General features: G+C 42.6%; 13 protein-coding genes. 7 read left to right on the top strand and 6 right to left on the bottom strand.

Annotated features, from left to right (window positions below; translation table 11 throughout):
- Positions 1–97: 97 nt before the first annotated feature.
- The gene (locus tag AC2YHV_RS13180) at positions 98–1,309 is read right to left on the bottom strand and encodes an MFS transporter (RefSeq protein WP_053534017.1); all 1,212 of its coding nucleotides are present in this window, start codon (positions 1,307–1,309) and stop codon (positions 98–100) included.
- Between the two features lie 200 nt (positions 1,310–1,509).
- Between AC2YHV_RS13180 and AC2YHV_RS13175 the strand changes: the two genes are divergently transcribed.
- Both AC2YHV_RS13175 and AC2YHV_RS13170 read left to right on the top strand, forming a co-directional pair.
- Positions 1,510–2,817 carry a CitMHS family transporter gene (locus AC2YHV_RS13175; RefSeq protein WP_057275735.1) on the top strand — a complete coding sequence of 436 codons (1,308 nt, stop codon included), beginning with the start codon at positions 1,510–1,512 and terminating at the stop codon, positions 2,815–2,817.
- A gap of 172 nt (positions 2,818–2,989) precedes the next feature.
- Positions 2,990–3,622 (top strand): superoxide dismutase family protein, encoded by a 633-nt coding sequence (locus AC2YHV_RS13170; RefSeq protein WP_057275736.1) that lies wholly within the window; start codon positions 2,990–2,992, stop codon positions 3,620–3,622.
- 303 nt (positions 3,623–3,925) lie between these two features.
- On the opposite strand, the gene trhO is transcribed toward AC2YHV_RS13170, so the two are convergent.
- Positions 3,926–4,891 (bottom strand): oxygen-dependent tRNA uridine(34) hydroxylase TrhO, encoded by a 966-nt coding sequence (gene trhO, locus AC2YHV_RS13165; RefSeq protein WP_487373372.1) that lies wholly within the window; start codon positions 4,889–4,891, stop codon positions 3,926–3,928.
- Positions 4,892–5,035: 144 nt separating this feature from the next.
- On the opposite strand from trhO, the gene AC2YHV_RS13160 reads away from it, so the two are divergent.
- The 3 genes from AC2YHV_RS13160 to AC2YHV_RS13150 all read left to right on the top strand — a co-directional run bounded on the left by AC2YHV_RS13160 (position 5,036) and on the right by AC2YHV_RS13150 (position 6,740).
- On the top strand, positions 5,036–6,049 hold the full coding sequence (locus tag AC2YHV_RS13160) for a nitronate monooxygenase (protein WP_400450728.1): 1,014 nt from the start codon (positions 5,036–5,038) through the stop codon (positions 6,047–6,049).
- 17 nt (positions 6,050–6,066) lie between these two features.
- Positions 6,067–6,522, top strand: a complete 456-nt coding sequence (locus tag AC2YHV_RS13155; RefSeq protein ID WP_063577832.1) for a GNAT family N-acetyltransferase — start codon at positions 6,067–6,069, stop codon at positions 6,520–6,522.
- Between the two features lie 74 nt (positions 6,523–6,596).
- Positions 6,597–6,740 carry a hypothetical protein gene (locus AC2YHV_RS13150; protein ID WP_156500373.1) on the top strand — a complete coding sequence of 48 codons (144 nt, stop codon included), beginning with the start codon at positions 6,597–6,599 and terminating at the stop codon, positions 6,738–6,740.
- Positions 6,741–6,786: 46 nt separating this feature from the next.
- Here AC2YHV_RS13150 and AC2YHV_RS13145 read toward each other — a convergent pair whose 3' ends face one another.
- The gene (locus AC2YHV_RS13145; RefSeq protein ID WP_034314856.1) at positions 6,787–7,365 is read right to left on the bottom strand and encodes a GNAT family N-acetyltransferase; all 579 of its coding nucleotides are present in this window, start codon (positions 7,363–7,365) and stop codon (positions 6,787–6,789) included.
- A gap of 103 nt (positions 7,366–7,468) precedes the next feature.
- Between AC2YHV_RS13145 and pdxR the strand changes: the two genes are divergently transcribed.
- Positions 7,469–8,860, top strand: a complete 1,392-nt coding sequence (gene pdxR / locus AC2YHV_RS13140; RefSeq protein WP_487373371.1) for a MocR-like pyridoxine biosynthesis transcription factor PdxR — start codon at positions 7,469–7,471, stop codon at positions 8,858–8,860.
- A gap of 65 nt (positions 8,861–8,925) precedes the next feature.
- On the opposite strand, the gene AC2YHV_RS13135 is transcribed toward pdxR, so the two are convergent.
- Positions 8,926–9,345 carry a MarR family winged helix-turn-helix transcriptional regulator gene (locus tag AC2YHV_RS13135; RefSeq protein ID WP_034314851.1) on the bottom strand — a complete coding sequence of 140 codons (420 nt, stop codon included), beginning with the start codon at positions 9,343–9,345 and terminating at the stop codon, positions 8,926–8,928.
- A 669-nt stretch (positions 9,346–10,014) separates the two neighbouring features.
- A complete protein-coding gene (locus tag AC2YHV_RS13130; protein ID WP_057275739.1) occupies positions 10,015–10,218 on the bottom strand; it encodes a hypothetical protein in 204 nt (67 codons plus the stop codon).
- A 128-nt stretch (positions 10,219–10,346) separates the two neighbouring features.
- Between AC2YHV_RS13130 and ytvI the strand changes: the two genes are divergently transcribed.
- Positions 10,347–11,390: a sporulation integral membrane protein YtvI gene (gene ytvI / locus AC2YHV_RS13125; protein WP_082854712.1), complete on the top strand. Its 1,044-nt coding sequence runs from the start codon at positions 10,347–10,349 to the stop codon at positions 11,388–11,390.
- Positions 11,391–11,735: 345 nt separating this feature from the next.
- Here ytvI and AC2YHV_RS13120 read toward each other — a convergent pair whose 3' ends face one another.
- Positions 11,736–13,088, bottom strand: a complete 1,353-nt coding sequence (locus tag AC2YHV_RS13120) for a hemolysin family protein (protein ID WP_187050562.1) — start codon at positions 13,086–13,088, stop codon at positions 11,736–11,738.
- Positions 13,089–13,115 lie beyond the last annotated feature (27 nt).

The raw sequence follows: 13,115 nt of genomic DNA, 5'->3' as shown, positions 1-13,115 counted from the left end.
AAAAAGCTCCAGAAGTATCGAGCACTACAGCTGTATGAGCATTAAACAGGAAAAGCCTGCTTAAAGATGGAAGCAGGCTTCCTTGCCAAAAATGTGATTAATGTGATCTGGCCAACTCCGGATTGCGGTGCATCGCGAAATAGAGGACAAGTCCGGCTATGAGGAGTAACGTGCTGGTCGTGATGAAGACGGCAGAGAATCCGTAGAAACCAGCAACCATTCCGCCCATTGCGGGTCCGATGATATTGCCTAAAAAGCGCAGGCTAGTATTGTACCCAAGCACTTCCCCCTGCATTGCGACAGGCGCTTCTTGGCGAATGTAGGCAATCCTTACAGGGATGATGCCGCCTATTGCCATGCCTAGTATGAAACGTACAAAGACAAGCTGCCAAAAATGATTGATGAAGGCACCGGGCAAGTAGACAAGAGCTGTCAGAAAAAGAAGCAGCACAAGTATCTTCACATGTCCATGCCGATCACCTATCTTGCCCCAGTGACGCGCCATCAATAAATTCCCCAGGCCTGCTGCAGAAAAGGCGATTCCTGAATAAAAACCAAGATTGGAAGTTCCATGCAGCTCACCAACGTATAATGAAAGAATGGGCTGGATGCTGAAGTGGGCAACTTGGACAAGCGTGGAGATGAGCATGACATTCACCAGGATGGGATTCCTTAAGATATGTGAGAGAACCTCCCTGCTTGTATAGCTCGACTTCGTTCCCTTCTGCCGCTCCATTCGGTACTCCTTGGTTGCAAAAACAAGAAGACCAGAGATAAAAATGGTGATGGAGGTGAATTTAAAGGCGGTTGAATAGCCGAGTGTGTCTGCAAGGACGCCGCCAAGCAATGGTCCGAAAAGGGAACCGGTTATATTTCCCGTTTGTAAGGTTCCCAGTACACGTCCGGCAATTTCTTTTGGTGTTTGCGTTGATATGAAGGCCTGGGACATGGAAATGAAGCCAGTGAATATTCCTGTGAACATCCTTAGGACGAATAGCTGCCAAACATTTTCGACGAATCCCATCAGGAAGATGGACAGGCCCATCCCAAACGCGCAGGCAATCAAGATTTTCTTTCTGCCATACCGGTCACCAATCCGTCCCCAAATGGGGGAAAATAAAAAGGCTGTCACGAAAGTGATTCCAAAAGTCCATCCGGACCAATGCTGGATATATTGAGTCGAATAATCTCCGAATGTACCAATGTATAAGGATATGAATGGGAGAACCATCGTCATGCTCCCGCCTATGAAGAAATTGGCGAACCACATGATGAAAAGGTTCCGTTTAGCTATTTTATGAGCGTTCATTTTACATACAACACTTCTTTCCTCCAAAAAAACTTCGGGTTCCTAAATAATAGTATACAGAAATTAATTAATTTATTAAACGAATTTGTTTAACAGGTTTTTTAATGAATGGGCAAATGGTATAATGTGAAAATACTGATTTTTCAGAAAAATTAAATAAACAAAAGGTATTCAATTTTCCAATTAAAGGAGTTTTAAACATGTTGACGATTTTAGGGTTTTGTATGATTTTAACGTTTCTGGTCTTGGTCATCACGAAGCGGTTATCAGTGGTTGTCGCTTTTATCTTCACGGCAATAGCTTTTGGTCTGATTGGTGGGTTTGCCTCGGAAATGGGAGATATGATGGTTGCGGGTATTTTAAAGGTGACACCGACAGCAGTCATGATCGTTTTTGCTATTCTGTATTTTGGTTTAATGATTGACGTTGGTTTATTCGAGCCCATGATCGCTAAAATACTGAGTTTTGTAAAAGGAGATCCGCTAAAGGTTGTCATGGCAACCGCCATTATAACCATATTGGTAGGTTTGGACGGAGACGGTTCTTCTACATTCATGATCACTGTTTCGGCCATGCTGCCGCTTTATATCAAATTAGGGATGAACAGGCTCGTATTGGCCTGTGTCGTTGGTTTGGCCGCTGGCGTCATGAACATGATTCCATGGGGCGGTCCTTTGGTCAGGGCGGCCGCGAGCCTTCAGGTTGAAGTTTCGGAGTTATTCATTCCTCTTATTCCGGTCATGGTTTGCGGTCTTTTATGGACGCTTTTTTCGGCATATGTACTTGGCAAAAAGGAAAGGGAGAGATTGGGAGTCGGCTCCTTGGAGACGAACATCCAACCTGGTATGGGCGAACAGGCTGCAGCTGTTGAAACCGCACCTCAAGGAACATCCAGGCTTTTTTGGTTTAATTGGTTCTTGACGATTTTACTGATGGTATTGCTGGTGATGGAAGTGCTGCCGATCCAAATCTTATTTGCCTCCGCTTTTGCGATTGCACTATTCGTTAACTTTCCGAACCCAAAAGAACAGCAGGAAAGGATTTTAAGTCATGCCAATAGTTTCGTGATGATTTGTACACTCATTTTCGCAGCTGGGATTTTTACGGGTGTATTCACGGAAACAAAGATGATGGACTCGATGGCTGCTTCAATCGTAACTGTCATTCCGGAGTGGCTCGGGGCACATTTGCCACTGGTGGTAGCGCTGACGAGCATACCGATGGGGTTCATTTTCTCACCTGATGCCTATTATTTTGGCATTCTGCCAATTATAAGTGAAACGGCATCGAACTTCGGCATTGCCCCTGTAGAAATCGGAAGGGCGGCATTATTAGGTCATTCGACCGCAGGGTTCCCCTTATCGCCATTGGTGCCTGCAACATTCATATTGATTGGCCTTGTAGGCGTGGATTTTGGGGATCATCAAAAATTCCTGTTTAAATGGGCGTTTGGGACAACCATCATCATGACGATCGCAGCCATTACTTTCGGGGTCATCACTTTGTAAAAATGTGAGCCCATTAAGCTATAGTGTAATATCCTTGTCTGTGAATTTAGTAAGGTGTTCACTCTCATTGGTGTAATCTATTTTCCTATTTATGCCGCTATCTGTTTATTCTTCCATAATAGTGGAAAGTAATAAGAGGAAGATACATATAAGAGAGTGGAGGGAAGTTATCATGAACTATAAACAAAAGCTTATACTGCCTATGTGTGCTGCCTTTTTACTGTATGGATGCAATTCAGCGGATGATTCAAATCAGGCCGATAATAATGCCGAGGACATGACTACAGCGGGACAAGGAACAGATACAGAGGTTGATCCGCAGGTGAAAGCGGAAGTTAAAGATGTAGAAGGTAAAACACTTGGAACGGTGAACTTTACCGCTGAAGAGAATTCTGTAGTGATCGAGACCGCTTTGGAAGGTCTTGAGCCAGGCTACCATGGATTCCATGTGCACGAGAACGCAGCATGTGAGCCGGATGCCAAGGATGGCCCTTTCACTACAGCGGGAGGACACTTCAACCCAACTGATGAAACGCATTCTAAACACGCAGGTGATATGCCCCCTTTATATGTAAAAGAAGATGGGACAGCAAAATATACGGCAACATTGGATAACATGACAATAGACCAACTGAAGAAAGAAGAGCTGGCTGTAATCGTTCATGCTAACCCAGACAACTTTGCCAATATTCCTGACCGCTATGAAGCCAATGGAGAAAAAGGACCGGATGCAGATACTTTGAAAACTGGTGATGCAGGCGATAGACAAGCTTGCGGGATTGTTGTAAGTGCAGATGCAAAATAACATGAATGAAGAGCGATTCCCCTAAAAAGGAATCGCTCTTTTCATGCAGGTAAGACTGATGACCGCTAAAATCTAAAAGCAGAAACCATTCTTTTTACGTATTAAGAAGGTTTTTTCTATTGTAATATAGAAGTAAGAATGGAAGTAATATTGCAATAAAAGCAGATGGCATTAAAGATCAAAGTTAATTCTTACAGTGGAATGAAGTCCAAGGCATAAGTTTAATATAGAAAAATAAGATTTGGTTTAATCGATAAAAAAACCCGAACAGGGATCATGTCCACTGATTCGGGTTTGCTAAAATCATTTTGCCGTAATGGAATCTTCGATTAGCTGTAATCTCTCAGCCACTTCTTCTTCAGAAAGGTTATGCTCGACTACATAGCGATTACGCGGATGCACTCGGCATTCATGGGTACAGCTGCGCATATGTTTGTGTTCATTCTCTTCGCTGCAAAGGATTTTCTTGTTGCATTCAGGATTAGCGCAATTGACATAGCGTTCACAAGGTTCGCCGGAATAAATATCGCGTCCGACGATTACATGTTCCTTTTGATTGATAGGTACGGCAATCCTTTCATCGAAAACATACATTTGGCCATCCCATAGCTCACCTTGGACCTCGGGATCCTTCCCGTATGTTGCGATGCCGCCGTGCAGCTGGCTTACATCTTCAAAGCCTTCTTCGACAAGCCAGCCGGAGAATTTCTCACAGCGGATACCGCCAGTGCAATACGTTAGGATTTTTTTGCCTTCGAACATTTCTTTATTTTCCCGTACCCATTCCGGAAGTTCACGGAAATTCGTGATTTCTGGCTTGATTGCACCCCTGAAATGTCCTAAATCAAATTCATAGTCATTTCTGGCATCAAGGACGATGGTGTTTTCATCTTGCATTTGCTCGAAGAATTCCTTCGGGCTCAAGTATTTGCCTGTCGTCTTGTTCGGGTTGATGTCGTCTTCCAAGCGAAGCGTTACAAGTTCATTGCGTGGACGAACATGCATTTTTTTGAAAGCATGGCCTTCAGCTTCATCTATTTTAAACACGATATCGGCAAAGCGGGGATCGCTTTTCATCATGTCCATATATTTGTCGGTTTGTTCGATCGTACCTGAAACCGTTCCGTTGATACCTTCTGAAGCCACCAAGATACGGCCTTTCAATTCAAGGGCTTTACATGCCGCAAGATGCTCGGCTGCGAATACTTCGTGATTCTCGATAGGTACATACAAATAATAAAGTAATACTCTATATGGTTTTGTTTCCATTTTTTATTTACCACCTATGTTTTATATTTGCAAGATATAAAGGGTGATCATTTAGACACTTTTCTCTTACAGATAATCATTATACCAAGAAAACGTAAAAATGATAAGGGCATGAAGAAAAATCAAGAGGAGTTGTATCGAATGTTGAAAGAGTTAATGAGATATCCAATCATTCAGGCACCGATGGCAGGAGGAGCTTCCACTCCAAAGCTTGCGGCTTCAGTATCCAATGCAGGAGGATTGGGCTTTCTCGCAGCTGGCTATAAGACTGCGGAAGAGATGAAGGACGAGATAGGGCAGACCCGTCAGTTGACTGAACGCCCTTTTGGCGTGAATGTATTTGTGCCAGGCAACGAGCCGGCGGATGAAAATATATTATCTGGCTATCGTGAAAAGATCGAAAAAGAGGCCGAGAGCGTCGGGGTTGAGATTGGAAAAGCCGATAGTGATGACGATGATTGGGGAAATAAACTAGATGTATTGAAGGAGGCTGGGGTCGCGGTCGTCAGTTTTACGTTTGGATGTCCAACGGAAGGTGTAATAAGGGAGCTCCAAGATGTCGGTTCCCTTATAGCAGTGACAGTAACCAACCTTCAGGAAGCAAAAAAGGCGGCGGGGGCAGGCGCGGACGTTCTATGTGTACAGGGGTTTGAAGCAGGGGGGCACCGGGCCAGCTTTGATAATCGCACAGAAGATGATTACGGCCTTTTAGTATTGATTCGGATGATAGGGGCTGAGCTGGACTTACCGATCATTGCCGCGGGCGGACTGATGCATGGAAAGGATATCGCAGCCGTGCTCGAAGCGGGAGCAACAGCGGCGCAATTGGGTACCGCTTTCCTTCGCTGTCCCGAAAGCGGGGCTAGTCCGGTCCATAAGGCGGCGCTGGGAAATCCCCGATTTACTAAGACTGCTGTTACCCGAGCCTTCAGCGGCCGAAGGGCACGTGGGTTGGTGAATCACTTTTTAACGGAATATGATAGCGTTGCACCGGTCGCCTATCCTTATGTCCATCACATGACCAAACAAATGCGAAAAGCAGCCGGACAAAAGAACAATCCTGAATTGATGGCTTTGTGGGCAGGACAGGGTTATAAGTTGAGCAGGGAACTTCCTGCATCGGAATTGGTTGAACTGCTTGTGGATGAATTAAACTGAGGAGGGTTTGGATGCTGATGGAGATAAGGGAATTATTCTTGGATGAGCCACCCCCGATGCATTTATTGCTTTTGGCAGATCCTTCAAGGAAATTGGTCGAGGAATATTTGGGAAGCGGAACGTGCTTTGTTGCCATGGGTGATAACCGGATGATCGGCGTTTGTGTTTTACTGCAAAAAGCCCCGGAACTGATAGAGATAATGAACATCGCGGTCGATGAACAGTATCATGGAAGAGGAATCGGCAGGCAATTGATTGAACATGCGATAGGCCATGCAAGGGAACAGGGATATAAAATGATTGAAATCGGAACGGGCAATTCGGGGATAGGGCAGCTTGCCCTTTACCAAAAATGCGGTTTTAGAATAACTGGGGTCGATCGGGATTTTTTTACTAGAAACTATTCCGAGGCCATTTATGAAAATGGGATTCAGTGCCAGGATATGATTCGCTTGTCACAAAGCTTGGACTAAGCAGGGATCATTCAAGTCTGACGGAAAAGCTTTACAGACAAAAGTGTGCGTCGAATTGCTTAGGGGGTATGAACTTGTTCTTTGGTGATATGATTTATCTTCTTTTTGCTTTACTAATGCCATTTTTATTTGCGATAGGTGTTTTCATATTCATTCGATCAACGAAAAGGCAAAAGGATTCTTTATCGGAAATTCGTAAAGACTCACATGAAAAATAGCAGCAAGAGAAAAGAGTGCAAAACAATGGCACTCTTTTTTTCATTTTCACCTTTCTAAAAAAGCTTCCAAATTCCTTTTCACACTGGGCCATTCATGCTCGAGAATACTATAGACCACCGTATTCCTGATCCTCCCATCTTGCAGCTTTTTCTCCATCCTCAAAATCCCTTCTTCAAGGGCGCCGAGCCTGGTTATTGCGGCACGTGATCTTTTGTTGCATTCGTCCGTCCTGAATTCAACCCGTTTCATTTGCCACTTTTCAAAAGCATGCTGCAATAACAAGTACTTACATTCAGTGTTAATGGCTGTTCGCCATTTGTCGGGATGATACCAAGTCGCGCCGATTTCCAGCGATTGATTATGAAAGTGAATATTTCTTAAGCTCGTGCTGCCAACTACCGAATCATCTGTCCGATCGATAACGACAAATGGATGATGAAGTTCCTGTTCCCTTGCCCGAATGCCTTCCTTTACATAGGAGATCGCCTCTTCATATGACAAAATCTTTGTTGCACTCCATTTCCATATTTCAGATGGCAGGGAAGCGGCGTAAAGCGGTTCGATATGATGTTCCATCATCGGGGTGAGTATCACGTGTTTACCGTATAATTCGAAATGCTCCATAGTTTCCTCCTCTTGATTGATATCTTCATTATAAAAATATTCTGGTTCTGCAATAAGGACCAATGCTGATATAATTTATGGAACCAGTTTGAAGGAGGACCAAATGTTTGAAATCACTTTAACCCTAGATAAAACGAACAAAGAAGCTTTATATGTGCAATTGTATAAATACTTTATAAAGGAAATCCAGAATGGACAAATAAAGGCCGGAATGAAACTGCCTTCTAAACGAAAACTGGCCTTGCATTTAGGGATAGGCCTGAATACAGTTGATACGGCTTATCAGCAGTTGATGGCAGAAGGATATGTGGAAAGTCAATTAAGGAAAGGGTACTACGTAGCCGATTTAGAACCGATTTCAGCTTTGAATGAGCCATTGCCTGTAACAGAAGGGATAATGGACCCTCTGAATGAAAGAAATGAGATAGATTACAATCATGGCCGGGTGGACGTGGATTCTTTCCCGCATGCCGTATGGAAAAAGTGCTTGAATAATACGTTGTATCTACAGGAAAGGGAAATGTTCATGAGCGGTGATCCACAAGGGGAATGGGGGCTTAGGGCTGAGATTTCATCCTATCTATTCCAATCAAGAGGAGTTCGCTGCGGGGCTGATCAAATCATCATTGGGGCAGGTACCCAGTATTTCATCCATCTTCTGCGGTTACTACTTGGAAATGAGCGGGTATTTGGGTTAGAAGATCCTGGCTTTCATCGGGTAAGGGAGGTACTGAGGCTGGAGGGGGCGGTGACGGAATTCATACCTTTGGATGAAAGTGGAATGAGTTTGGACTCATTGAAAGAGAGTACAGCGGATGTAGCCTATGTCACACCTTCCCATCAATTTCCTTCCGGTATGATCATGCCGATAACTAGACGGGTGGAATTATTGAATTGGGCGGTGGAAAAAAAAGGTTATATTATTGAGGATGATTATGACGGGGAATTCCGACATGCAGGCAAACCGATTCCGTCGTTGCAGGGGTTGGACACAAATGGAAGGGTCGTCTACCTAGGCACGTTTTCAAAGTCGTTCATCCCATCGATCAGGGTGGGATTTATGGTGTTACCCATGGAGTTGTCTTGCCGATTTCAGCAGAAGTTAATCGGATATAAACAGACCGTTTCCAGACTGATTCAGGAAACGCTCTGTCTTTTTATGAAAAATGGACATTGGGAACGCCATCTGAATAAAATGCGAACGATTTATCGTAAAAAGAATAAGGTGCTGCTGAACGCAATGGAAGCGAGCTTCCATGATCGTGTAACCATAATCGGTGAAAAGTCAGGATTGCACGTTCTTTTAAACGTAAAAAACGGCAGCAGTGAGGCAGAGCTCATCCAAAGGGCTGCCAGTGTAGGGGTTAAAGTCCACCCAACATCGGTTTATCATTCAAAGAAAGTGAAAGATCCGACTATTTTGATTGGGTACGGTGGTTTAACCGAAAGGGAAATCGAAGCTGGAATCCGGCTTTTAAAAAAGGCATGGCTATAGCTTGGTGTGAAAGTAAGGAAACTCCTTGCTTCACACTTATTCTAAAATGATACAAGCTACCCATTTTAGTTTCTTATATTATTGAGGATTTTAAGGACCGTCTGGAAAAATACTTCCTGTTCTTCTTCAGTAATGCCTTCCAAGGCCTTTCCTTCGATTTTTTCTGCAATCTTAAGACATTTTGTATGTACCTCTTTGCCCCGGGGGGTCAGTTCGATTCGTTTTTCCTGTTCATCTTTACCAGGAACTTGTTTAATCATATTATTCTGTTCCATGCTGTTGACCGAACGTGTGATGATCACACTGTCTACATCCAGGTAACTGCAAATATCGGGGATTGTGGAATAGCCACAGTTCTTTAAGTAATTCAGGATTGTCCACTGATTATGGTAAATTTCAAGGGCTGTAATTTGTTCATTCATTTTGCTGACTAATGATCTCGATACTTGTAAATATTGATGAAATAATTGAGTAGGGTTCGTCATATGATTCTCCTTTATAATGGTCGACCAGTCCATTATATTCTTTAATTCTTAAAAGTCTATTGTAAAGAATCATTTATTTCAGTCAATGTTTATTTTTGGAAGCAAAGCGGGGAAGGGTAAAATTCTGGCAATATGAATGAATTGAGGGAAAGCTCAGTCTTCCCAAATCTCAAACAACAAAGGGGGAAGCATCTGCACAATCACAAGAAGAGCATCAATCATGATGGAATATATTTCAGCCTGGAGACAAAGTCGAGAATTCATGTTTACCTACAGTTTTTTTGTGGTTTGTCCATTTGGGCGTTTATTTCCGTTCCAGGCACTCGCTTTCCGCGGGCGGTCCGGGGAGCCTCCTCGGCTTGCACCTGCAGGGTCTCCCTTGGAGGCGCTTTTCCCGCAGGAGTCGAACACCCGCTCCAATCAACTTTGTTATAAGATTTAGTTAGAAACCATACCTGAGAGGTTGAAGGTGCTGCCGGTACATCAATTAAAGATAGATACACTTTCCGGATCCCTTTTAGTCTACTGCTTGTAATATATGATGGGAAGAATATATTACTCTTTGAAATGGTCCATAAGTGCCGACGAAATTGGTAAAAGTATAAAACGCGCTGAATGCAGTATATCCTGCAAACAAAAACCAGCCTCTAAAAAGTGGCTGGTTTTTGTTTAAAACTTTTCGCTGGTGGAGCGGTGTTTTGTTTCTTTTTTATTTCGTTCTTCTTGATGTTCATATTTAATTTCATCAATTGGTAAATCATCAATGGGCATGACCACTTGATCACGTTCCAGCTGTTTCTCCTGATTTTTCTTGAAGGCCTTGGATTTATCATTACGCTCCTCAAGATACTTTTCTTTATCTTTATTATCCAATGTGAATCCCTCCATCTCTTTGTATCTCTTTTTCCCCTTATTGAGAAAATAAAACGTATAAGCGAAATATATGTGTCCCCGTTTCATAAATATAAGGAGAACAGGAAGGTGCAAGGAGGGTTTGTTCAGTGAATGTCGCCGTCTTTTTTCGCTGGTTTTGGAGGGGAATACTCCTTCTAGTCATATTAATCGTCATTCCGTATTCATGGGCGTTGATTTTAGCGCTGCTCACCGCCATTCTTTTGGATGGATTGGTCCGCATGATTGGTGAAACGGCAAGGCTGCATCGTTTTTGGGCAGTGTTAATTTCATTTGTTTTATATGTAGGCGGGCTTATGAGCATCACTTATTATTCTTTTTCGGTATTAATCAAGAAGGTCATTGTCTATTCGGAAGAATTTCCCGGTTTCATACGTGAAGTGTATTTGACGGCTATATTGCCAGTCATTAGGCAATGGGAACGGTATTCGCAAACTTTGCCGACAAATCTCATTCAATCGGTAGAACAGACGATGGAAAAGGGAGTCATGGCTCTGGAGGGGTTCACAGAGGGCTTTGTTCAGGATATGGTCCAGTTCGTGACACTCATTCCTGGACTTTTCATTGACTTTTTAATTTACTTAATCGCTTTATTCTTATTCAGTCTTGAATTGCCTAAATTAAGAAAAAAGGCAGTCCTTTATTTAAAGACATCCACCTATCAAAAAATTTCGCTAGTTTATCAAGATTTAAGTATGGCAGCCGTAGGCTTCATAAAGGCACAAATCCTGTTGAGTTTAATAACGTTCATCATGGCTTATGGAGGACTATGGTTGTTAAATGTGAAGTATATGATTCCATTGGCACTGTTAATAGTGGTGGTGGATATTCTTCCTATCTTGGGGACGGGATCTGTGCTGGTTCCTTGGGCAGCGATCGTTTGGGCTCAAGGAAATCATCATCTTGGTGTTGGCCTCATCATTCTATTCCTGGTCATTACCATCATAAGAAGGACCATCGAACCAAAAATCTATTCAGCAAATATGGGGTTGAGCCCATTGGCATCGTTGGTCAGTCTTTATTTAGGGTTTAAGATGCTTGGTTTCCTTGGGCTTTTCCTTGGACCTTCGATACTGATTGTTTATGATACGCTAAAGAGGGCAGGTGTCATTAAAACCAACTTCAAAATATGAAAGATTATTAGATGTTTTTGGCCTGATTTCTTAAATTTGACATATCTTTTACCGCTTTACCTTGACCGTTGCAATGATTGCAGTCCCGGGAAAAGAATTGAAGATAACGGGTTTTCCCTTTCCCTTTGCAGTGCTGGCAAATGGTTATGAGTTTCATGATTCTTCACTCCTTCAAAAAGTATCGCTTTTTTAACAGTATGAAACAATAAAGGTAGAACTATACTTCATGTAATCATCCAATGTTAAATGAAGCAGGTTTTATATAATATGTATTTATTTTATTTCATGTACCAGTTGAAAAAAAAATAACCCCCGCTCCTATTGTATTAGGAACGGGGGTTATTATCATGAAACGATTTCGGTTTGTGATATGATCGGGAATTCTTTCACTTCGCTTACGACTTTTGCCTGTTTATATATTTCAATATAACGAATATGGTGATCTTCCATTTCCTTTATCCTGAAGTTATAGGGACCATAAGTCAGGATATCACCTTGTTTGGCCTCATAATCCTCTGTAAGGATCCATCCGCCCATCGTATCAATATCTTCATCATTGATATCCAATCCGAGTAAATCATTCACTTCACTTACTAATACCTTGGCATCGATGATGTAGTGATCTTCTTTTAATTTGCGGACATCGGGAACTTCATCCAGGTCGAATTCATCGCGGATATCGCCAACGATTTCTTCAAGGATATCTTCAACGGTAACCAAACCTGAGGTACCGCCGTATTCATCCATGAGGATGGCCATGTGGATCCGTTCCTTTTGCATTTTTAAAAGTAAATCGTGAATCGGAATACTGTCAATGACACGGATGATCGGACGGACATATCGGTCGATCGTTGACGCTGCCTGATTGTTTCTGTCTATCATTTCAGTGAATAGCTCTTTGATATTGACCATTCCGATAACATGATCCTTATCACCATCAATGACAGGATATCGCGTAAAATTCTCTTCCGCCATTACGGTGAAAAACTGCTGGATCGTATCATCTTTGGATACCGTTGCAATTTCTGTACGTGGAACCATGATTTCTTTTGCGATCCGATCATCGAATTCAAAAATCTTATTCACATATTTAAACTCTGATTGGTTAATTTCGCCACTTTTGTAGCTTTCGGAAACAATGATTCGAAGCTCTTCTTCTGTATGAGCCAAATCATGTTCGGAAACCGCTTTTAATCCTAGCATTCTTGTAAGCGTCCTTGCAGAGCCATTCAGTACCCAGATGAATGGATACATGACTTTGTTAAAGGCAATTAAAGGTTTCGAAACCAATAATGTTACTTGCTCCGCTTTTTGAATCGCCAATGTTTTCGGTGCCAATTCTCCAACAACGACATGTATGAACGTAATGAAAGAAAAGGCAATTGCAACCGAGAGTGCATGTGAAGCTGAATTTGGAAGATTCAATTGATTAAAGAGTGGGTGCAAAATGCTTTCAACTGTCGGTTCCCCAAGGAATCCAAGCCCTAGGGCTGTAACGGTAATTCCGAGCTGACAAGTTGAGAGGTATTCATCCAGGTTGGAGATGACCTTCTTTGCTGAAATGGCATTCCTCGTTCCTTCTTCAATTAATTGATCGACCCTCGTGCTTCTCACTTTAACAATCGCAAACTCCGTAGCTACAAAAAATGCTGTTAAAGCAATTAAAATGGCAATAAGAACCAAGTTTATTATGTCCAAATAGTCTCCCTTAACTCGCCTTCGAGA

It is taken from the genome of Peribacillus sp. SRI_006 (assembly GCF_057586375.1).
This window is presented reverse-complemented; position numbering and strand designations above follow the sequence as displayed.

What these genes read in the sequence shown, in the direction of transcription:
- AC2YHV_RS13180 (WP_053534017.1), bottom strand. Translation starts at nt 1,309, where the DNA reads ATGAACGCTCATAAAATAGCTAAACGGAACCTTTTCATCATGTGGTTC.
- AC2YHV_RS13175 (WP_057275735.1), top strand. Translation starts at nt 1,510, where the DNA reads ATGTTGACGATTTTAGGGTTTTGTATGATTTTAACGTTTCTGGTCTTG.
- AC2YHV_RS13170 (WP_057275736.1), top strand. Translation starts at nt 2,990, where the DNA reads ATGAACTATAAACAAAAGCTTATACTGCCTATGTGTGCTGCCTTTTTA.
- trhO (WP_487373372.1), bottom strand. Translation starts at nt 4,891, where the DNA reads ATGGAAACAAAACCATATAGAGTATTACTTTATTATTTGTATGTACCT.
- AC2YHV_RS13155 (WP_063577832.1), top strand. Translation starts at nt 6,067, where the DNA reads ATGGAGATAAGGGAATTATTCTTGGATGAGCCACCCCCGATGCATTTA.
- AC2YHV_RS13145 (WP_034314856.1), bottom strand. Translation starts at nt 7,365, where the DNA reads ATGGAGCATTTCGAATTATACGGTAAACACGTGATACTCACCCCGATG.
- pdxR (WP_487373371.1), top strand. Translation starts at nt 7,469, where the DNA reads ATGTTTGAAATCACTTTAACCCTAGATAAAACGAACAAAGAAGCTTTA.
- AC2YHV_RS13135 (WP_034314851.1), bottom strand. Translation starts at nt 9,345, where the DNA reads ATGACGAACCCTACTCAATTATTTCATCAATATTTACAAGTATCGAGA.